General features: G+C 66.9%; 21 protein-coding genes, 2 tRNA genes and 2 pseudogenes. 4 read left to right on the forward strand and 21 right to left on the reverse strand.

Annotated elements, in window-relative coordinates:
• Window positions 1-23: 23 nt before the first annotated feature.
• The 11 genes from ACIQZO_RS22950 to ACIQZO_RS23000 all read right to left on the reverse strand — a co-directional run bounded on the left by ACIQZO_RS22950 (window position 24) and on the right by ACIQZO_RS23000 (window position 7,408).
• Window positions 24-1,208, reverse strand: a complete 1,185-nt coding sequence (locus ACIQZO_RS22950) for a phage major capsid protein (protein WP_403628925.1) — start codon at window positions 1,206-1,208, stop codon at window positions 24-26.
• Between the two features lie 17 nt (window positions 1,209-1,225).
• Complete coding sequence (locus ACIQZO_RS22955; RefSeq protein WP_403628928.1) at window positions 1,226-1,927, reverse strand: HK97 family phage prohead protease; 702 nt, start codon at window positions 1,925-1,927, stop codon at window positions 1,226-1,228.
• Entirely contained in the window at window positions 1,911-3,284 is a 1,374-nt protein-coding gene (locus ACIQZO_RS22960; protein WP_403628931.1) for a phage portal protein, read from the reverse strand. Before ACIQZO_RS22960 ends, ACIQZO_RS22955 begins: the two co-directional genes overlap by 17 nt.
• A complete protein-coding gene (locus ACIQZO_RS22965) occupies window positions 3,236-3,427 on the reverse strand; it encodes a hypothetical protein (RefSeq protein WP_403629046.1) in 192 nt (63 codons plus the stop codon). The genes ACIQZO_RS22960 and ACIQZO_RS22965 overlap by 49 nt, the downstream gene beginning before the upstream one ends.
• Before the next feature lie 7 nt (window positions 3,428-3,434).
• The gene (locus ACIQZO_RS22970) at window positions 3,435-5,171 is read right to left on the reverse strand and encodes a terminase large subunit (RefSeq protein WP_403628933.1); all 1,737 of its coding nucleotides are present in this window, start codon (window positions 5,169-5,171) and stop codon (window positions 3,435-3,437) included.
• A gap of 61 nt (window positions 5,172-5,232) precedes the next feature.
• Complete coding sequence (locus ACIQZO_RS22975) at window positions 5,233-5,607, reverse strand: HNH endonuclease (protein ID WP_403628936.1); 375 nt, start codon at window positions 5,605-5,607, stop codon at window positions 5,233-5,235.
• Window positions 5,579-5,845, reverse strand: coding sequence for a hypothetical protein (locus ACIQZO_RS22980; RefSeq protein ID WP_403628938.1), 267 nt, complete (start codon window positions 5,843-5,845; stop codon window positions 5,579-5,581). The genes ACIQZO_RS22975 and ACIQZO_RS22980 overlap by 29 nt, the downstream gene beginning before the upstream one ends.
• 37 nt (window positions 5,846-5,882) lie before the next feature.
• A tRNA-Gly gene (locus ACIQZO_RS22985) sits at window positions 5,883-5,953 on the reverse strand.
• A gap of 56 nt (window positions 5,954-6,009) precedes the next feature.
• A tRNA-Trp gene (locus ACIQZO_RS22990) sits at window positions 6,010-6,081 on the reverse strand.
• Between the two features lie 136 nt (window positions 6,082-6,217).
• Entirely contained in the window at window positions 6,218-6,757 is a 540-nt protein-coding gene (locus ACIQZO_RS22995) for a phage terminase small subunit P27 family (protein WP_403628940.1), read from the reverse strand.
• A gap of 312 nt (window positions 6,758-7,069) precedes the next feature.
• A complete protein-coding gene (locus ACIQZO_RS23000) occupies window positions 7,070-7,408 on the reverse strand; it encodes an HNH endonuclease (protein WP_403629036.1) in 339 nt (112 codons plus the stop codon).
• A gap of 484 nt (window positions 7,409-7,892) precedes the next feature.
• Between ACIQZO_RS23000 and ACIQZO_RS23005 the strand changes: the two genes are divergently transcribed.
• Genes ACIQZO_RS23005 through ACIQZO_RS23015 form a run of 3 tightly spaced genes read left to right on the forward strand, consistent with a single transcriptional unit; the run spans window position 7,893 to window position 8,848 of the window.
• The gene (locus ACIQZO_RS23005; RefSeq protein ID WP_403628943.1) at window positions 7,893-8,060 is read left to right on the forward strand and encodes a hypothetical protein; all 168 of its coding nucleotides are present in this window, start codon (window positions 7,893-7,895) and stop codon (window positions 8,058-8,060) included.
• Window positions 8,057-8,191: a hypothetical protein gene (locus ACIQZO_RS23010; protein ID WP_403628945.1), complete on the forward strand. Its 135-nt coding sequence runs from the start codon at window positions 8,057-8,059 to the stop codon at window positions 8,189-8,191. Before ACIQZO_RS23005 ends, ACIQZO_RS23010 begins: the two co-directional genes overlap by 4 nt.
• A 42-nt stretch (window positions 8,192-8,233) precedes the next feature.
• Window positions 8,234-8,848, forward strand: coding sequence for a hypothetical protein (locus tag ACIQZO_RS23015; protein WP_403628947.1), 615 nt, complete (start codon window positions 8,234-8,236; stop codon window positions 8,846-8,848).
• Window positions 8,849-8,919: 71 nt separating this feature from the next.
• Here ACIQZO_RS23015 and ACIQZO_RS23020 read toward each other — a convergent pair whose 3' ends face one another.
• Together ACIQZO_RS23020 and ACIQZO_RS23025 are read right to left on the reverse strand one after the other, a co-directional pair.
• Window positions 8,920-9,465, reverse strand: a complete 546-nt coding sequence (locus ACIQZO_RS23020) for a hypothetical protein (RefSeq protein ID WP_403628950.1) — start codon at window positions 9,463-9,465, stop codon at window positions 8,920-8,922.
• Window positions 9,458-10,453: a tyrosine-type recombinase/integrase gene (locus tag ACIQZO_RS23025; protein ID WP_403628953.1), complete on the reverse strand. Its 996-nt coding sequence runs from the start codon at window positions 10,451-10,453 to the stop codon at window positions 9,458-9,460. The genes ACIQZO_RS23020 and ACIQZO_RS23025 overlap by 8 nt, the downstream gene beginning before the upstream one ends.
• Before the next feature lie 125 nt (window positions 10,454-10,578).
• Here ACIQZO_RS23025 and ACIQZO_RS23030 point away from each other — a divergent pair.
• Window positions 10,579-10,962: pseudogene (locus tag ACIQZO_RS23030) on the forward strand (hypothetical protein); the annotation flags it as partial.
• A 78-nt stretch (window positions 10,963-11,040) separates the two neighbouring features.
• Here the strand turns inward: ACIQZO_RS23030 and ACIQZO_RS23035 are convergent.
• From ACIQZO_RS23035 to ACIQZO_RS23070, 8 genes and pseudogenes are all read right to left on the reverse strand, one after another.
• Window positions 11,041-11,412 carry a peptidase inhibitor family I36 protein gene (locus tag ACIQZO_RS23035; protein ID WP_403628955.1) on the reverse strand — a complete coding sequence of 124 codons (372 nt, stop codon included), beginning with the start codon at window positions 11,410-11,412 and terminating at the stop codon, window positions 11,041-11,043.
• A gap of 242 nt (window positions 11,413-11,654) precedes the next feature.
• Window positions 11,655-12,791 (reverse strand): LLM class flavin-dependent oxidoreductase, encoded by a 1,137-nt coding sequence (locus tag ACIQZO_RS23040; RefSeq protein WP_403628958.1) that lies wholly within the window; start codon window positions 12,789-12,791, stop codon window positions 11,655-11,657.
• Window positions 12,792-12,829: 38 nt separating this feature from the next.
• Window positions 12,830-14,239, reverse strand: a complete 1,410-nt coding sequence (locus tag ACIQZO_RS23045) for an NtaA/DmoA family FMN-dependent monooxygenase (RefSeq protein ID WP_403628961.1) — start codon at window positions 14,237-14,239, stop codon at window positions 12,830-12,832.
• A 23-nt stretch (window positions 14,240-14,262) separates the two neighbouring features.
• Complete coding sequence (locus ACIQZO_RS23050; RefSeq protein WP_403628964.1) at window positions 14,263-15,447, reverse strand: LLM class flavin-dependent oxidoreductase; 1,185 nt, start codon at window positions 15,445-15,447, stop codon at window positions 14,263-14,265.
• Window positions 15,448-15,602: 155 nt separating this feature from the next.
• Window positions 15,603-16,712, reverse strand: a complete 1,110-nt coding sequence (locus ACIQZO_RS23055; RefSeq protein ID WP_403628966.1) for an aryl-sulfate sulfotransferase — start codon at window positions 16,710-16,712, stop codon at window positions 15,603-15,605.
• Between the two features lie 61 nt (window positions 16,713-16,773).
• Window positions 16,774-17,370 (reverse strand): ABC transporter substrate-binding protein, encoded by a 597-nt coding sequence (locus ACIQZO_RS23060; protein WP_403629039.1) that lies wholly within the window; start codon window positions 17,368-17,370, stop codon window positions 16,774-16,776.
• 34 nt (window positions 17,371-17,404) lie between these two features.
• Window positions 17,405-17,710 (reverse strand): annotated as a pseudogene (locus tag ACIQZO_RS23065) (ATP-binding cassette domain-containing protein); the annotation flags it as partial.
• On the reverse strand, window positions 17,707-18,486 hold the full coding sequence (locus ACIQZO_RS23070; protein WP_403628969.1) for an ABC transporter permease: 780 nt from the start codon (window positions 18,484-18,486) through the stop codon (window positions 17,707-17,709). The gene ACIQZO_RS23070 and the pseudogene ACIQZO_RS23065, both read right to left, overlap by 4 nt.
• Window positions 18,487-18,500: the final 14 nt, after the last annotated feature.

Here is an 18,500-nt window from a genome sequence, read left to right on the forward strand (position 1 = left end):
CGCAGGGCGGCCCCTTATGGCGCTTACGCGGTGACGGTCAGAGCCTTGACGGAAGCCAGGTCGAAGAGGTCGCCGGAACCGCGCCAGGTCACCTTGAACGCGACCACGTCACGGTCATAGCCGTACTCGTCCGAGCGGACGACACGGAGGGACTTCGCCTGTCGGATCAGGTACTTCGACGGGTCGCCATAGACCAGGACCTTCGCGCCCGCGCCCGCCGTGACCACGTTCGGATCGGTCATGATCGGAGTGCCGAGAATGGTGTCCGGGGCGCCCGCAGTGAGGGCCGGCTGCCAGATGTAGTTGCCGGTGGTGTCCTTCAGCTTGCGAAGGCCCTGAACGGCCTGGTCCGAGGTCATGAAGACCGCGTTCCGGCGGTACGGCCTCAGGATCGAGTGCTGAAGGTCAATCAGGTTGTCGGTCGTGACGCCCGCCAGGTTGGCGGCGTTCACACCACCGGTAGCGCGGGTGATCCAGCCCCACGGCTTACCGGCGCCGGTGCCCACCAGAAGGTCAGCCATGACCTTGTCGGCGACCGCCTCGCCCGCGTCCTCGGCGAGAATGCCGAGAATGTCGAGCTGCGAATCATCGACAATCTCCTGAGTGGCCTCGACGATCACGCCGTACTTGTAGGCGCCGATGTTCGTCTTGGTCCAGGAGCCGTCGCTCTTGCCGTAGGCCGCGTTCTCCGCGACCTGGGCGGCGGTCGGCCGGCCGTTCTTCACCGGGTACTCGATCGTCTCGCCGGACCCCGTGGTGAGGGTCCGCGCCTTCGAGAAGAAGTCGCTTCGTACGCGCATCGCCTCGATGACCTGGGCGACAAACGACGTCGCGAACGTGTTGCCCGCGTTGGCGGCGGTGCCGCTGGTCGCGGTACGAATGTCGAAGTCGACGCCCGGCATGTCGCCACGCGCGACCGCGCGCAGCTCCGCCGCCTCGTCGCGCTCGCCTTGGCGGGCTTCCGGAGTACCGGGCACCACCAGGCCGCCCGCACGCGCGGCCAGGGAACGAGCCTCCGCCTCACGCTCACCCCGCTCGACAGCCTCTCGGGCCTCGGCCTCCAGGCCGCGAACATCCACGTCGATCCGCTCAACGCGGGTCCGCTTCTCGGCCTCGGAAAGAGACGTGTCAGCCTCGACAGAGCGAAGCTCATTGATCAGGCCTGCACGCTTCTCCAGCGCGGCCTTCGCCGCAATGGCGAAATCCATATTGGGAACTCCAAATACTAGTATCGAGGCAAAAAAAGAGGCGACAGGGCCGCCAAGGCCGCGACCGGATCGGTCGGGAGGCCGTACCTGGGGGAAGGAGTCCGCGCTTCACTGCTGAGCGCCGGAATCTCGATCTCGCCCCGAATGGCGGCCCGGATCGCATCCGGCGAATCCAGCCGCGCTACGGAAAGCCCGCGCCGCTCGGCCAGCAACTCAAGAGCACGGGCGCCGACCCCCGAAGTGGAGTCGGCGTAAGCCGGGTAGGTCACCGGCGAGACGTCGAAGAGAGCGACCTTCTGAAGGGTGCGGAGCGGGAACCCGTCGTCATCCTCGGCCCACGAATCGCCCTCGGGCCCGGCGGTCTTGAAGCCGAAGCTCGACTGGCTTACGTCCCCGCGTTCCATGGCCGTGGCCAGGTCCCGGGCGTAAGACGTGTCGGGCATGTCGACTTCGTAGTGAAGGCCGTCTGAATCCTCGGAAAGCCGCATCGTGCCGCTGCGATTCCGGCCGAGGATCAGATTCGGGTCATGATTGAAAAGTGCGCGAATGTCGTCCCGGCCGATGCTGTCCGAGGTGGCGCCCTGGGCGACTCGTTCACGGAAGCCGCCGAGGTTTTGAGACCGCGCGCCCCACTTCAGCGCGTAGCCATAGAAGCCGAACGTGCTTCCCTCGGAGCGAACTTCGAATTCGGTAGGTACCGACCTACGTTCCATCTGCATTCTGTGGGTCCTTCTGATCCGTAGCGTTCGGGGCCTCTTGTGCGTTCGGGTCCGTGCTCGGATCAGGGGCAGCCGGCAGAGTCGGCATGGCCGGAGGCTCGGCCTGCTTGGCTTCCTTCTCGTCGTCACCGACGACGCCCAAGTTCAAAGGCCGGTAGTAGCGCTGGCCGAGTTTCTTCGGGAGCGGCGCAAGATCTTCCATTGCGCGGATCTCATCCGCGTTCAAGAAGCCGTTGTTCAGCGCCGTCTGATACGACTCGTACCGGTCCTTCGTCTTGGCTCTAAGTCGGGCATCCACGTTGAAGCGGATGTACTGAAGGCCAGGCAGGAGGAACGTTGAAACGGCCTGCTCGATCCGCACGATCCAGGGCATGAGCGTCTGGTCTACGAAGAACTTGTTCTGTTCTTCAATGCCGGTTCCCCAGGTCGAGCTAACCGAGCTGTCGACCAGGTACGCCGGTACGCGATACAGAAGGGCAATCTCCGCCTTCTGGAACCGACGGGTTTCCAGGAATTGGGCTTGTTCCGGAGATAGCGTGATCGGCTTGAACTGGGCTCCGCCGGTAAGCACGCCGACCGAGTGAGAGTTCTTCACTCCAGCGTGCGTCTTCCGGAACATGTCGCGCAAAAGCCTGGCCTCGTCCGGCCGGGGTGTCCCGGGGTGCTCGATGACGCCGGCCATCGTCGTGCCCTGCTCGAAGAAGCGGGATCCGAATTCCTCTGCTGTCAGCCCGAGGCCGATGGCCTCTCGGGCCATGTCGACAGGCGACAGTCCACGGCTCGACCCCGGCAGGGTGAAGGCGGGAATGTGCAGGATCTCGGTCCGGTCAAAGACGCCCTGAATAGCGCCTTGGCCGTCCGACACCTCATAGCGGTTGTCCCCAAGGGGGCCGTCGAGAATGGTCACGTACTGCGGATGAACGCAGTACAGGGCCGCCACTTCGCCCCGCTCATTCCGCAGCGTGGCTATGAAGGCATTGCCGTCTGTCAGAAGGCTGATGATCACCCGATGCCAGAAGTCATAGGAAGTCTGGAACGGGTTCGGCTGGCGAATCCAGCGCGGGGACCGGATCGGGTCGAAGGATTCCTTTCGGCCGCCGATCTTCGTGTAGTGATCCAGGGGGAGGGATGCGACCGCATCGCCGATCAGCGACTGACAGGCGTAAACGGCAACCATTTGAAGGCTGCTCCGGCGAGATACCTTCCGGCCCGAAGCGGTCCGGACGCTAGAGACCTCGACATCGCGTTCCCAACTGGCCGCAAGGCCGGAAACAGCAGCCCGAATCTCACCGATGCGTGTAAACAGGGTCACAGCCGCTTGCCCCCGTCCGCCGCGTAACCGATCAGCCCGAGGCACAGGGCCACCGCGAAATGCCCGAGAGGGCGCGCAACGTCGTAGGCAGCCACGGCAACGAAGCCGAGACTGCCCACCTGGAAGACGTTCGGGACAAGCGAGTTAGCGACCGACCGGAGGGAGCGGCCCAGGTTGGGCCGATCCATGAATCTCCTAATCGTCGTCCTCTAGGAAGAAGTCCCTCTGCCGATTGGCAGGGGTAAGAAGCGATTCCAAGTCGGAATCCGAGTACTCTTCGTTGAAGTTCACGAAGGTCACATGAACCACTTCATCGGCCGGTAGGGCCGTGAGGAAGAAGGCGTTGGCCAAAGCCGCGATACCGTCGATCTTTTCGCCAGACTTCGCCTTAGAGGGCTTCACCAGGCCATCGCCAGTAACGTCTAGTTCGACGTTGTCCGCCATCCAGCGAAGCACCGGATGCCCGCCGTGGTGCAGCTCCCGGCCTGCTAGAGCCGACTCGATGGCCTTCGAGGGATCGTTCAGTCGGGCAGCAGACTGGGGAACCTTCACGGCCGAAAGGCCGTGCTCCTCAAGCTCGTTCACAAGCTGCGTGGCGTTCCACGGGTCATAGCCCATGAACCGAATACGGAACTCTTCGGCATCCTTCGCGATATGCCGGAAGATGGCTTTGAAATCGGTCGTCGGACCCTCGGTCACCGAAAGGAAGCCTTCGCGCTCCCACACCTCGAAGTGACTCTTCATGTTCGACCGCTTCTCGACAGCCGGCCGAGGCACCCAGAAGTGCGGAAGCACCGTCCAGCCCTCGGCATCCGGGTCCGTAGGACTGCCGGGGAACAGAAGCACCCATGCGTTGAAGTCGCCCGTCGCCGCCAGGTCGATACCGGCGTAACAGGGGCGTTCTCGAAGTGCTTCGCGGGTCACCTTCAACGAACCGTTCTCGTCCCAAAGGTGCATGTCCAACCAGCGATTGGCCTGCGACACCCACTGATTCAGGCGGAACACGCGGAAGCTGTTCTGAGCCGTCGGCTTCTCCGCCGCCTCCATGGCTTCGGCCCGAAGATTGTTGATGTTCAGGAACGAACCGAGGGCGGGATTCGCCAGGTACCAGCCCGTACCCTTCGGGTTGTCCTTCGAGGGCGGGCGGCCTTCGTTCTTCCAGTCCCAGTCATCCGGAACGTTCCGCGCGAACACGAAACGGGCGGGATCAAGGTTCTGATCCTCGCGAACACGAAGAGAGTGCTCATGCTCTTCGAGAGCGAAGGCCGCGGTGCGATATGCGGCCGTTGTCGCCGCAATCATGACGGGCTGTCGACGGGTACCGAACCCCTGACGCATCGAGTCCCAAAGATGCCGGTCCTTCTGCGTCAGGACCTCATCGAACAGAACCATCGACGGGTTGGTACCGAGGGCGCCCGCAGCATCACCAGGAAGAACCTGATAGAAGCTGTTCGTCTTGCGGTCGATAATCCGCTTCTTCGAGTCGATGATTTCGAGCCGCTTGTTCAGGATCGGGTTCAGCTCGACCATGCGCTTCGCCGTGTTGTAAACCAGGCCAGCCTGATCGCGGTCAACTGCGACGGAATAGACCTCGGCAGACTCTTCGAAGTCACCCACCAGGCCGAGAAGCGCGAACGCAGAAAGAAGCTCACTCTTACCGTTCTTGCGCGCCATCTCCAGCCACGCAATCCGGTACTGACGAACGTACTCTTCGTACTGGTCGTCAAACATCATCGTGCCGAAGAGCGGGCGAACGATCTCGTTCTTCTGCCACTCATCGAGAATGAAAGGGGCGCCTGCGTGGCGGCCCTTTGTGTGCACGATCAGCTTTTCAATGAAGTTGATCGCGTGAGTCGCGCGCTCCTCGTCGTAGGAGAAGAAGCCTTCACGCGGATCGATCGGCCCGAAGGGGGAGCGGATAATCTCGCTCACGCTTGCCCCCCTCGTTACCGGTCTTTACAAGAGAGAAAGACCGGTTACCTGAGGCGGAAACTCACACGCGATTGCCCTTCGAAGAATTGCATCCGAGGTGTGCGGCCTGGCAGTTGCTGAGGACGTGCCCCGGCGTGCCGGGGCCGTGCGACAGCGGAACGATGTGGTCGAGCGACCTACTGAGTGGCTTCGGAAACCGAATCATTCGATCAATGGGCTGGTTGCAGAGCTGGCACACCCAACCATCGCGATTGAAGACCTTCGCTCGACTCACCGTCTCGTACGGGACGCCCCATTCATCGCAGCGACGCTTTACCGCATACTCGCGACGGGAAAGCCACCCTGCCGGCCGCCGTCGGCGGCGCTTCTTGATGCCAGAAGGCGCGTTTCCCATCGGGGCACTCCTGCTAAATCTCGGTTGGGTAGAGCCGGGCATTCTCGGCAGTGGTCTGGCTCACCACGACAGATCCCGCATAGTCGAGAGTCCGCGAGTTCAGAATTCGCCCCGGGTTGAGAGCGGCATAAAGGGCCACCTTGGCGTTCATGTACGCGCGGGCCACGTCGTCAACGTGTGACGTGCGTTCAACGTCTTCGGAGAACACGAAATTCTCGCTCTGGATGTCCTCGGCGAAGGTGAACGTGTAAGACCGGGAAGCGGCTGTTACCTGAGTCAAGACGAACCCCATTCGAAGAAGACGTGTAAACGTATTGGGCGCGCTACGGGATTCGAACCCGCGTTGCCTCCGGGCAGGAGGAGTTCTAGGCCGCTGAACTAAGCGCGCGTCTCCTCCGTCCCCTGATCAGGGGGAGATTCGGAGACAGGGGAGCTACCCCTTCGCTGGTGTGGAAGGAATCGAACCTTCGGCGCGCGGGCTTGGAAGCCGCTGCTCTGCCATTGAGCTACACACCACCGGGCACCAGCGCGTCAGGGAGAGGCTGACTGGCGCAAGACGTTCGGGGGAGCCACCGCGGATCGCGACCGCCCTGCGCCGATCTACGCGAAGGCTCAACCCCAACGCGGGCGAGAGGCCGCGTGGTTGCCCCGCCTAGCTGAGGAGAGACAGAACCTGGGTATCGGGGCCGTCTTCGGATTCCGGCGCCACAGATAGGCGCGTACGGTCCGAGGGAGACAGACCGAATCGAGAACCGAACTTGATCATCATGTCTGCCGCATCCCGCATGACCTGGGCCGCCGGGTTTTTGACCAACCCGCCATCTCTGCCTGCCACCAGAGCGCCGTACTCGGCCATTGCGGCCCGAGCCTGGTCGAAGGTTGCCCACGACTCGCAGTAGGCGACGAGATAGGCCCTGTCGACCTTCGTCAGAAGGCCGAGGCGGTCCAGCTCGGGCACGATACGGCCCCACTCGGCCAGAGCCTCGCCCCTCAGGTCTGCGGGCGGCCGAGGGGCGCCCCTGCTGGGCGTCGGTTCCATGCCGGTGAGCTTCTTCTTCGAAGGATTCCCCTTCAGCTCGACCAGCCTCGACGGAGTAGGCGGAGGACCAGGCACTACGGCAACCCTCTTTCGGTTCGGGATTCCCCTTTCTGGGAAACAAGCTCTTCTGCGCGCGGAGTAATCCGCGCGCATGCGGACCCCTGGCGGTTGCACGCTCCGCTATCCGGGGTGACCCGCATTCCCACCAACCCGGGCGAACCCCCGCGCGCTCACAGAGAGGGAAGGCGGCGGGTGCGGGGAAGGCGCCCGGATCCTTTCGGATCCCCCCTTCCCCCTGTCGGCGAGCGGTGAGAGCTGATCCAGCGGGCTTCACAGCGGTTCGTCTGGTGTGCTCTGGGCTTCGCCGTTCACGGAATGGTGATCGCGGCCCGTGGGGGCCGTACAGGGATCCCGTGAAGCGCGGGGGGCTGGAGAGGGGGTGCACCCTTTAGGAATGGGAAGCGATTAGTACCGCTTACCCTGCCGGTAATCGTTCTCTCTGCGTGTATTGCATTGACGACAGAGAACGCGAACGTTATCGATTACGTTCAATCCACCTTCCTTCAATGGAAGGATGTGGTCTCCGGTAAGGTCATTGGTTGTACCGCAGAAAGAACAGTAGGGCTGAAGTCTTATTGCTTCTGCCCTTACCTTCTGCCACCGGTAGTCATAGCGTCCGGGTGTGCGTGTGTTCTTGCTCGGGTATTTACGCTTACCCCTGCTACTGCCTGCGTTATTGGCAGTGCTGGCACATAGAGTGCAGGGCACCCCGAGGGGGTGCAGTCTCTTGTGACGGGGGCACATGCTGTAGGGCACGGGTACCCCCTTTCAGAGGGGGGCACCCTCTAGTAGATGGGCGCCGGTGGGCGCCCTTCTCAGTAGAGATAGACCTGTTAGAAGCCATGGCCCGTAAGCCATGGCAGTGAAGTAGTACCTCTATATAGGGGCGCCCTGAGAGGGGCGCCCTTCTGCTGTTCGCTCTTATCGCTCACAGCTCTACAGCGGCCTTGGCCGCTGCTGTGATCCCCCGATCCCCCCGGCTCTCGCTCGCTCCGCTCCCTCAAGCCGACCCCCTTACCCCCTTCAGTGCGATGGATAGACCTGTTGCCCTGGCCGATCCCTCACGGGACGGCCCTCGACCTGCGAGAACTTGAACCCGCCAGGGCAGCGAAGCTAGGTTTTGGAGCACCAGCAGGACGGCGCCAAGGGGCGCCTTTTCTTAGGCTGGAATCTAGCATTCGGAATGCCTGGGAAAGGTGCCGCTGTGACTCTGCTTAGGGCCCTTCAGATGATTTCCCCGTTCGAGGGGATGCCCTACTACGAAACTGCGGTGGCGCAACTGCACGTAGCGGGCTGCAAGGGGAAGCGGGAGCTTCACGGGGCCGCCTACCGCATCCGCAATGCGTTCTCCGCCTATCAGTACGCCATCGACTACGGAAAGACTGAAGCCGCATGAATTTCCTAGCGCTGCTCTTCTACACGTTCTACTACATGGGGCTCTTCGCCTTCGTCTACTGCCTGACTCGAATCCTCATGAGTTCGGCGTATGACCGGAAGGAGAAGGGGCGATTCGGTGGCGAACTCTGATCCGAAGCCTTGAGGGCCTCGGCGACGCTGCCTAGCGAGGAGATGGCTAGGGCCGTCTACAACGCCCATGCGTTCCTGCCTGCCCGGTCCATGGTGCATACCGCGCGGCTTGAGCTGTCCCCTGCCGGCCTACGGGCCACCGGAACGGACGGGTACGCCATAGGCCAGGACACGGCCCCTCTGGAGGACTACGACGGGCCCCCTGAAGGTGTCACGCTTCATGTCGGACGTGAGGCTCTGGCGGATCTCGACACCGCAGGCAGGAAGGACAAGAAGGGGTACGGGCGCTTCGAGTTGACCACCGGTGACGGTCTGATCTTCCGCCCCGGCAACAACGACATCCCGACGGCCGCCCAGGACGCTTCGGCCCAGGCCGACGAACGAGTTTGGGAGATGCTCGACAGCCTGTTTACACGCCTCGAAGGGCGGCCCTTGGCCGTGCCTGAACTGGTCGCTTTCGATCCGGCCCTACTGGCCCGCTTCTCGAAGGTGAAGGCACCGAAGGGGAAGGGCGGCCTGGGACGCGCACTAGACGTACTGATCTTCGACTCGAAGGAACCGATTCTCTGTCGGATCGGCCCTACCTTCCGTGGCGTGATCATGCCGATAGACCGGGACGTGCATACCGAGAACGTCGGCCCGGACGGCCTTTGGTGAGGCTCCCCGAGCGGCACGCAAGAACCCCCCACCCTTTTGGGCGGGGGGTTCTTCTGTCGCGTGGCCGTGGGTTACTCGTCGCCCTGGTGGTGCGCCACGTAGGCGGCCAGGGCTTCGCGGAACCTCTGGCCTTCCGCGTCGTTCGGGACCTTGATGCGCTGCGGATTCAGGGCCAGAACGGCCGCTCGGGCCTGCTCCTCACCCTTGCCCGCTTCAACCGCACGGATGAGATCGGCCAGGGCCACGACCACCTTCGCCGACAGCTCCGTTGTGCCGATCAGCGGCCGGGCAGCCTCGATCAGCGCGGCTTCGGCGTCCGGGCGGCCCTCGGGAACCTCGACATTCTCGGGGGCCTTGGTCGGTTCCGCAGAGGTTTTGAGAAGCGCGGGATTCCAGTCCTCAATAGGGACAACCGCGTGAGCCGACCGGCCTCCGCTCGTACGGGCCGGAGGCGTGGACGGCTTGTCCGTTCCAAGCTCGAAGAGCGCGATGGCCGGCCCGCCATGCTCGGGGCACGCGTCAACTTCCCGCGTCCTGCCCCTGTAGGTGATCGTGATTTCCTCGACACCTTCCGACGTGCCGCACTCGTCACACCGGGAGATAACTTCCTTAGCCACGGCCCGCCGCCCTTCTCTCGCTCAGATCAACCACCTTACCGGGGTCGAGATCGGCGGTCAGGAACGGTCGACCCTTCAGCATCTGCCGGAACTGCTTGTGTTCAGAGGTCAGGCCTAGATACAACTCGGTTGTGTTGACCGACTTGTGCCCTAGGGCTGCCTGGACGATACGCAAGGCAGCGTCGTGGCCCTGGTGCACGGCGTCGTCATACAGGAGTCGCGCGAAGCTGCGCCGGATGGTGTGCCACCCGTCGCCGGGCTCCAGCTCGATACCGGCCCGTACGGCTATCGGGCGCAACACCTGGTTGGGGCTCACTAGGACGCCAACGGGGTTGTACTGTCCGGCCGGAGCTTGAATCCCCTTCGATACGAACTCCCGGCGGAAGTACGTCGGGAAGAGCCGGTAAGAGCGCTTCAGCTCCCCAATCTGTCCGGCGTACGACGTCAGCCACGCGCGAAGGGCTATCTCCAGATCGCTTGACAGGGGATAGGTGACCTCCTGATGCGTTTTGGGAATCGTGACGTACAGCTCCGCCTTCTGGAACGACACGTCGCCAATCTGCATTCCCAGTGCCTCGCTGATGCGCACTCCCGTACAGGCCGCGAAGGTGATGAGTGCCTGGTCTCTTGGGTCATCCGCGCAGGCGATCAAACGAAGCATCTCGGCGCGAGTCATGCGGTAGCGGTTGCGATTGGTATGTGTGCTCTTGTCTCGAATGCCCTCTACTAGCTGCTCCGCGCTCATGGAGCACCAGCCGCGACGATGGCAGAAGCCGAGGAACTGCTTTAGGTCGTTCCTGTACTTGCCGAGGGTGACCCGGGCGCAGGAGTCGGACAGCCCGCCCGGGGTATAGAAGAAGTCTTCGACATCCAGGGGCCGCAGGGACCCGATGTGTCTGTCTCGCACTGCGACGCAGAAGCGTCGAAGGATGCTGCGGTAGCCCCGAAGAACGGCGTCGGATTGGGTCTGCCGGGATCGCTGCGCCATGAAGTGCTCTGCCGCTTCGCTTACGCGTGGCGTGCTCTGTCGGGGCATTTGGAACCTCTCATTTGGAAGACGCTGCATGGAACATCTCCGCAGGCCAGCGAGAGGATACTAGCATTGAAACTATGATTGAGAACAACTACGGCTACGAGAACCCCACCACCCTGCTGCTGGGCAAGTCCGTCGTGGGCGGCGTGGCCCGCATCGACGTCCGCTCCGACGGCAGCGGCTGCGACACGGTCTGGGAGAGCGCGATCCGCGCTCCCTCCGTGGTCCCGAAGCTCTCCACCGCGAACGGGCTGCTCTACTTCTACGAGAAGGAGCCCAACGTCTGGGGCATCGACGCCTGGTACCTCACGGCGGTGGACTTCCGTACGGGCGAACGCCGCTGGCGGCAGCTGACCGGAACCGGTCCGCTCTACGACAACAACTGGGCCCCGATCACCCTCGGCCCCGACGGCACCGCCTACGTCGGCGTGTTCAACGGCATCGTCGCGGTGCGCGACAGCTGACGGACCGGCCGCCCCGAAGAACGTGTCCTCCTCCGCCGGGCCGTGACCCGGGCGGAGGAGGCGACGTGCACGAGGTCCCTACTGCTTCTTGAAGGACCGGATCTGGTAGTTGCCCATCAGGTTGCCGCCCTGACCGCCGGGGGTCGATCCGACACGGGAATTGTAATTGGTCTGCGTGTAGTACTGGACGCGGTTGTTCTTTCCGTTCCACACGGAGCGGACGTTTATCTGGCGCTGAATGAAACCGCAGTTGTCGGCGGTGTTCGCCCGCTGGGCGTCCGGGAACTCGCAGCGTTCTCCGCCACCGTTCCAGTCGCTGTAGATACAGAAGTTTCCGGAATTGCACGTGTAAGCGGCAGCCCGGCTCTCATCTGCTTCGGCAAGGGAGGAGGAGCCCAGAACGATGGCGAGAGAGAATCCGGCAGCAGTCAGTGATTTCATGCGGCGCATGGCAGAGTAAGCCCCTTTCGAAATCATGCGACGGGGCAGGGCCCCGAAGGAGATGGGGACGAACAATGGTGTCGCCGGGGCGCGCGAAACACGAGCCGTCGTCCACCCCGACCCAATAAGGATGTGGGGTGAAACTGTCTCCGCGTGAGAGGATTTTTCGTCAGCGGGCCACGGATACTCGCCATCGGGCTGGGGGAGGGCCGGCGCGGGTGCGTCCGCTCCGGAATCTGTCCGCGACTTCGTCAACTCGCGCCGCGACGGCGCCACTCCTCGGCGAGCAGACGGTAGGACCGCACCCGCTCCTCGTGGCCGTGCGTGATCGTGGTGATCAGCAGCTCGTCCGCGCCCGTCGCCTCCTGGAGCCGCTCCAGCCGGTCGGCGACGGTCCGCGCCGAGCCGACGAACCGGGTCTCCACCCGGTCGGCCACCAGCTGCCGGTCCGCGTCGGTCCACGGCAGGGCCCGCGCCTGGGCCGGGGTGGGACAGGCGACGGCCCCCTCGGCCGTCCGAATGCTGCGCACCCAGGGCCCGTACCCCGTGGCCAGCTCGCGCGCCGTCGCCTCGTCCTCGGCCACCACCACGTCGGCGGACACCGTCAGATACGGCCGCTCCAGTTCGTCCGACGGCTTGAAGGCGGCCCGGTACCCCTCGGCCGCCTCCAGCACCGAAGCGGGACTGACGTGGTAGTTGGCCGCGAACCGCAGCCCGTTGCGTCCCGCGGTCTGCGCGCTCACCCCGCCGCTGCTGCCCAGGATCCACACCTGTACGTCGGCCCCCTCGCCGGGGACGGCGTGCGCCTCCACCCCCTCCGGTGAGCGGTACTCGCCCCGGAGCAGCGCGAGTACGTCGTCGACCTGCTCGGCGTAGTCCTGCGGCCGGGCTCCCGGCAGGTTCAGCAGCTTCTGCTGGAGGGCCACCCGCGGGTGACCCTCCAGGTGGGCGAAGGAGAAGGGCTGCGGGATCAGCAACCCGTTCGGGGCGTGGCCGTCCACCACCGGGGTGACGGGCGGCGCGGCCGGACCGTCCGACGGCTGCGGACGCCCCGCCGAACGGCCCAGCCCCAGGTCCAGGCGCCCGGGATGCAGCGCGTCGATCAGGCCGAACTCCTCGACCGTCGACAATGCGGTGCGGTGCCCGAGCTGGACGGCGCCGGAGCCGAGCCGGATCGTCGAGGTCGCGGAGGCGGTCAGGGCGAGCACGACCGCCGGGGAGGTCCCGGCGACCCCGGGGTTCAGGTGGTGCTCGGCGAACCAGTAGCGGGCGTAGCCGAACTCCTCGGTCCGCCGGGCGAGGTCGATGCTGTGACGCAGGGCCTCGGCGGGGGTGGAGCCGCAGGACACGGGAACGAGGTCGAGGACCCCGAGGGGGATGCCGGGCACGGCCGGACTCCTTGCAGGTCGTGGGGGAGCGGAGGAGGTCACGGGGCCGGAACGGCAGTCGCGGCCGCGGATGCGGCCGAGGGCCGCCGGGCAGGTTCCGCGCCGGGCACCGCGAGACCGAGGTGGTCGCGCAGGGTGGTGCCCTCGTACGCGGAGCGGAAGACCCCCCGCTCCTGGAGCAGTGGCACGACGGAGTCGGCGAAGCCGTCCAGGCCGCCCGGGGTGATGTGCGGGACCAGGATGAAACCGTCGGCCGCGTCCGCCTGCACCAGTTCGTTGATCGACCCGGCGACCGTGGCGGCCGAGCCGACGAAGGTCTGGTCGGCGGTGGTCGCGATGACGAGCTCGCGGATCGAGAGGTTCCTGGCCCGGGCCAGCTCGCGCCACTGCCGGGCGGTGGCGAGCGGGTCCCGGAACTGCCGGACGCTCGCCCGCCCGAGGGCGATGGTGTTCTCCCCGACCTCGGGGTCGATCTCGGGCAGCGGACCGTCCGGGTCGTAGGCGGACAGATCGCGGTTCCAGACGTGCTCCAGGAACGTGATCGCGGTCTGCCCGCTGACCTGGAGGCGGCGTACTTCGTGGGCGATCTCGTGCGCCTCGGCGTCGGTGTCCCCGAGGACGAAGGTGGCCGCCGGCAGGATCAACAACTCGCTCTGCGACCGGCCGTACTTGGCGAGCCGGCCCTTGACGTCCGCGTAGAACGCCCGCCCCGCGTCGAGGGTCCCGTCCCGTCCGAAGATCGCGTCGGCGCGCGCGGCGGCGAACTCCCGGCCCTCCTCGGAGTCGCCCGCTTGGAAGATCACCGGCCGGCCCTGCGGGCTGCGCGGCACGTTGAAGCGGCCCTCGATGTCGAAATGCCGCCCGTGGTGGGCGAAGGCCCCGGCCCGCGGATTCCGCAGGAAGACGCCCGAATCGGCCTCGGCGGCGATCTCGGATCCGTCCCAGGAGTCGAACAGCTCGGTCGCGGTGGCCAGGAACTCCTCGGCGCGGGAGTACCGCTCCTCGCGTGGCAGGAATCCGCCGCGCCGGAAGTTCTCGCCGGTGAAGGCGTCCCAGGAGGTGACCACGTTCCAGGCGGCCCGGCCCTGCGAGAGGTGGTCGAGCGTGGCGAACTGGCGGGCCACCTCGTAGGGCTCGTTGAAGGTGGAGTTGATGGTGCCGGTCAGACCGAGGCGCTCGGTCACGGCGGCCAGCGCGGCGAGCACCGTGAAGGTGTCCGGACGGCCGACCACGTCCAGGTCGTATATGCGCCCGCCCTGTTCGCGCAGCCGCAGTCCCTCCGCGAGGAAGAGGAAGTCGAACCGGGCGCGCTCCGCGGTCCGCGCGAAGTGGATGAACGAGTCGAAGTCGATATGGCTGCCTGCTGCCGGGTCGCTCCACACAGTGGTGTTGTTGACGCCCGGGAAGTGGGCCGCGAGATGGATCTGCTTGAGCGGCTTGCTCGTCATGGCGGTTCCTTACGGGTCCGGGATCAGGCGGCGGCGCGGGCGGCGTAGCGGTTGGCCGGGCGGTCCAGCCCGAGCAGGCCGCGCAGGGTGTCCGCCTCGTACGCCCGGCGGAAGGCCCCGCGCCGCTGGAGTTCCGGCACCAGCCGCCGGGTGATCGCGGGCAGGTCGTGGGCGATCACGCCCGGCCGCAGCAGGAAGCCCGACAGGCCCGCCGCCCGCCGCTCCAGGAGCAGGTCCGCCAGCTGTCCGGCGCTGCCGGTGAAGGCGGCGCGGTTGCCGTCGTACGGGAGGCCCGCGAGCGCGTCGAGGCGCTCCAGGCGTGCGACGGCGGCAGGGGCGTCCTCGTCCAGGTACACCGTGAGGTCCCCGAAGAGGTGCAGCGGATCCGCCGCGAGCGCGGTCGCCTCCCGGGCCCGCCGGATCGCCGCGACGGCGGCGCGCGTACCGGCTCCGTCGTGCGCGGGCACGTGGCCGACGTCGGTGGAGCGGGCGATGAGCGCGTACGAGGTCTCGCCGTCGCCGCAGGCGCCGACCACGGGCTGCCCCTGCGGCGGGCGCGGGGTGATGGACGGCCCCCGGACGCTGAAGTGACGGCCCTGGAAGTCGATGGGGTGCAGCTTGTCGCGGTCGACGAACCGGCCGGTGGCCACGTCCCGGATCGCCGCGTCGTCCTCCCAGCTGTCCCACAGCCGCCGGATCACCTCGACGTGGTCGGCGGCCTCGGCATGCAGCTCGGCGTCATCAAGGGGACCGGTGCGCCGTCCGAAGTGCCGTGCCTCGTGGGGGAGTCCGGAGACCTGGATCCACAGACCGGCGCGGCCGCGGCTCACATGGTCGAGGGTGGCGATCGCCTTGGAGGTGTGGAAGGGCTCGGTGTGGGTGGCCGTCACGGCCGGAACCAGTCCGATGTGCCGGGTCAGGGGTGCGACACGGGCGGCGGTGAGCACCGCGTCAAGCCGCCCCCGGACCCGGTCGGTGCGTTCGTCGGATCCGGTGGGGGAGGCGCACTGGAGGGTGAGCCCATCCTCGAAGGAGACGAAGTCGAGCAGCCCCGCCTCGGCCTCGGCGGCGAGGCCGGCCCAGTAGCGGGCGGTGAGGAGCTCGGCGGCCCGGGCACCCGGCTCGCGCCAGGCGGCCGGGTGCCGGCCGGCCCCGTCGAGAGCGACGGCGAGGTGCAGGAGTGCCGGGGGCGATGAGGAATCGGACACGTGGAATAGCGCCTTCCTGCTCGGCGTTCGGGAAGGAAGCCGATGCGGGGCCACGAACAGACCGCCATCGATTTCTACCGAAAACGCTGCGCCCGGCACCTGTGCCATACAATGACCGGAATATTAAGAGAACTTGGCAGTGGTGTTGCGCCGCCTCAGAGCCAGGGGAACTGCTCGGAGGCGTACCGGTAGGCGCGGAAGACCGAGTTCTGGGCGCCGGCCGAGGACTCCAGGCCCACGCCCTCGCCGAAGGACCGGAACTGCGGGACCACGAATTCCCAGACGACGTCCCCGCCGGGAGTCACCTCGAAGAGCCGCCCGAAGGAGCCCTCCGCCACGAAGGTGTTCCCATTGGGCAGGCGCTGTGCGCTGGACATGTACGGGCTGAAGAAGTTCTGCGGCGGGTTGTCCTCGTAGGACCACACCTCCTTGCCGGTGCGCGGGTCGAGCTCCAGCACCCGCGAGTACGGCACCGAGGTGGTGTCGCGGTAGGTGCCGTTGTCGAAGACCAGCACGGTGCCGCCGGGCAGTTCGTGCGGATGGTGCTGCTGGGCCAGCACGTCCGGGCCGATGCGCCACTGCACCGATCCGTCGGCGCGGTCGACCGACACGGTGGTGGACGCGCTGCGGAAGCCCACCACGATCGAGCCGTCGGCGCTCTCGTTGACGGTGTTGGCCATCGGCCAGTGGTTGCGGGCGAAGTGCCGGTTCAGCGGCACCTGCCGCGGGTCCAGGTGCTCGATGGCGGCCCAGCGCCACACGATCTCCCCGTCCCAGGTCAGTTCGTACACCACGTCCCCGAAGATCACCCCGCCGGGCGCCTCGGAACCCGGGATGCCGCCCCGGATCCGGGCCGCGTCGGCCGGGTCCAGAGGCTCGACCGCCCCGATGAGCAGGTTGCCGTTGCGCAGAACCGAGGCGTCGTGGTGGTGGAAGGGGTGCCGCACCTCGCGGAGCACCGTGGAGTCGGGGGCCAGCTCCTGGAAGATGCCGCCGTGGTAGACGTCCCAGATGGGGAAGAGGGTCGGACCGGTGGTGTCCTTGGCCGCGTAGAAGAGGTTCCCGCCCGGCAAGAGCTGCGCCTGACGGCCCGGCGGGTGCGGGGAGTCCCAGGTGTGCACCGGGCGGCCCTCGATGTCGACGAGGTGGATCTCACCGGCGCTGGTGATCGGCGTGTAGAGGGTGAGGCCGCCGTAGCTGCGCTCGCGATCGTGGGCGATCAGGCCGACGCCGCGGCGGCGCAGGGTGTTCTGGTCGACGGTCATGGGGTTCTCCTGGGAGTGGCGGGGCGGGAGGGGCGGGAAGGACGGGGCGGGGCGGCGTGGCTCAGCGCACGGTGACGGCGGCCGGGTCGACGGCCGTCAGGGGGCCGGGGTCCAGGTACCGCAGCAGTGCGGCGCGATCGGCGGCGCCCGGCAGGTTCTGGGCGGCCTTGGCCCAGGCCGCCTCGTCCTCCAACTGGGCCAGCAGCTCGGGGGAGAGGGCGGCGCCGTAGGTGTAGCGCGGCTGGTAGGTGTCGACGTAGCCCGTCTGGAGGGCGCCCTTGGACTGGGTGAGCACGGCCTTGCGCGCGCCCGCCGGGTCGGCGACGAGCTCGCGCTGCGCGCGCAGCAGCGTGCGCAGCACAGCGGTGGTGCTCTCCTCGTTCGCGGAGGGCCCGGCGACGAGGAGGGTCCTGGCCGTGTACCCGGTGAAGGGCAGCTCGGCATAGGAGCCGCCCAGGGCCGTGCGCGCGGCGTCGTAGAAGCTGGGAAAGGTGACCCCGGCGTCGATGTCCCCGCGGGCCAGTGCCGAAGTGACCTGGTTCGGGGCTAGGTTGACCACGGTCACGTCCGCCGCGCTCAGCTGAGCCGAGGCGAGCATCCGCGACAGTGCGTACTCGACGTTCGTGCCCTGCGGGACTCCGACCTTGCGGCCCTTCAGCGCGCCGAAGGCGGCGCTCGGCGCGCGGCAGGCCGAGGCGCTTGAGGGCGAACTCGACGTTGCCGCGGGCCGTGCGCCACGGGAACAGCGCGTAGTGCTGGAAGACCACGCCCCGCTCCGGGCCCGGCCCGCGCACCGGCTCGGACCCCGCCGTCACCCGTCCCGCCGTGGGCCGTACGAAGCCCGCCACCAGGTTGAGGACCGTGGACTTGCCGCAGCCGCTGGGCCCCAGCAGCGCCGTGAAGGAGCCCGCCGGGAACTCCAGGTCCGTGCGCTCCAGTACGGGCGCCGCGGCCCCGTACCCCGCCGACAGCCCCTCCAGTCGTACCTCCAGGCTCATGACGCGCTCCAGTGCACGAACCGGCGGCCCACAGCTGCGAGTACCAGGTCGACGGCCACCCCGAGCAGTCCGAGCACGAGCAGCCCCGCGAACATTTGTTCCACCCGCAGGAACTGGCCGTCCACCTGGAGCCGGTACGCCAATCCGCTGTCCGCGCCGCCCAGTTCGGCCGCCACCAGTGCGAGCAGCGCCATCGAGGCCCCGTACCGCAGCGCCGCGAGCAGGGCGGGAGCGGCGGCGGGCAGCAGCACCTCGGCGAACCGCCGGTGCAGCGGGGCCCCCAGCGACCGGGCCGCCCGCAGATGCGAGACCGGCACCCGGGACACCCCGTCGTGGACGTACAGCCAGACGGCGAGCAGGACGGCATACGCGATGAGCAGGCGCTTGGCGCTCTCGCCGATGCCGAACCAGGCGGTCGCGAGGGGTACCAGCGCGATGGCCGGGATCGGCCGCAGGAAGGAGACCACCGGGGTGACGGCGGCGGACACCCCCGGCAGGTAGCCGGTGGTGAAGCCGAGCGCGCTGCCGATGACGGCGCCCAGTGCGAAGCCCTGCCCGGCCCGGGCCAGGCTGGCGCCGAGGTCGGCGGCCAGAGTGCCGCTGCGGGCGCTGTCCGCGAGGGCGGCCGCGGTCTGGCCGGGCGTGGGCAGCAGCCCCGGCGCCACGCTGCCGGAGCGGGCGAGCAGGTACCAGAGCGCGAGGACGACGCCGGCCGCGCCCAGGGCCGGGCCGAGCCCGGCGAGGCCCCGGCCGGGGGGTGAGGGGGTGGCGTGCACGGGGCGGCTCCTCG

It is taken from the genome of Streptomyces sp. NPDC097617 (genome assembly GCF_044761485.1).
Lineage (GTDB): Bacteria > Actinomycetota > Actinomycetes > Streptomycetales > Streptomycetaceae > Streptomyces.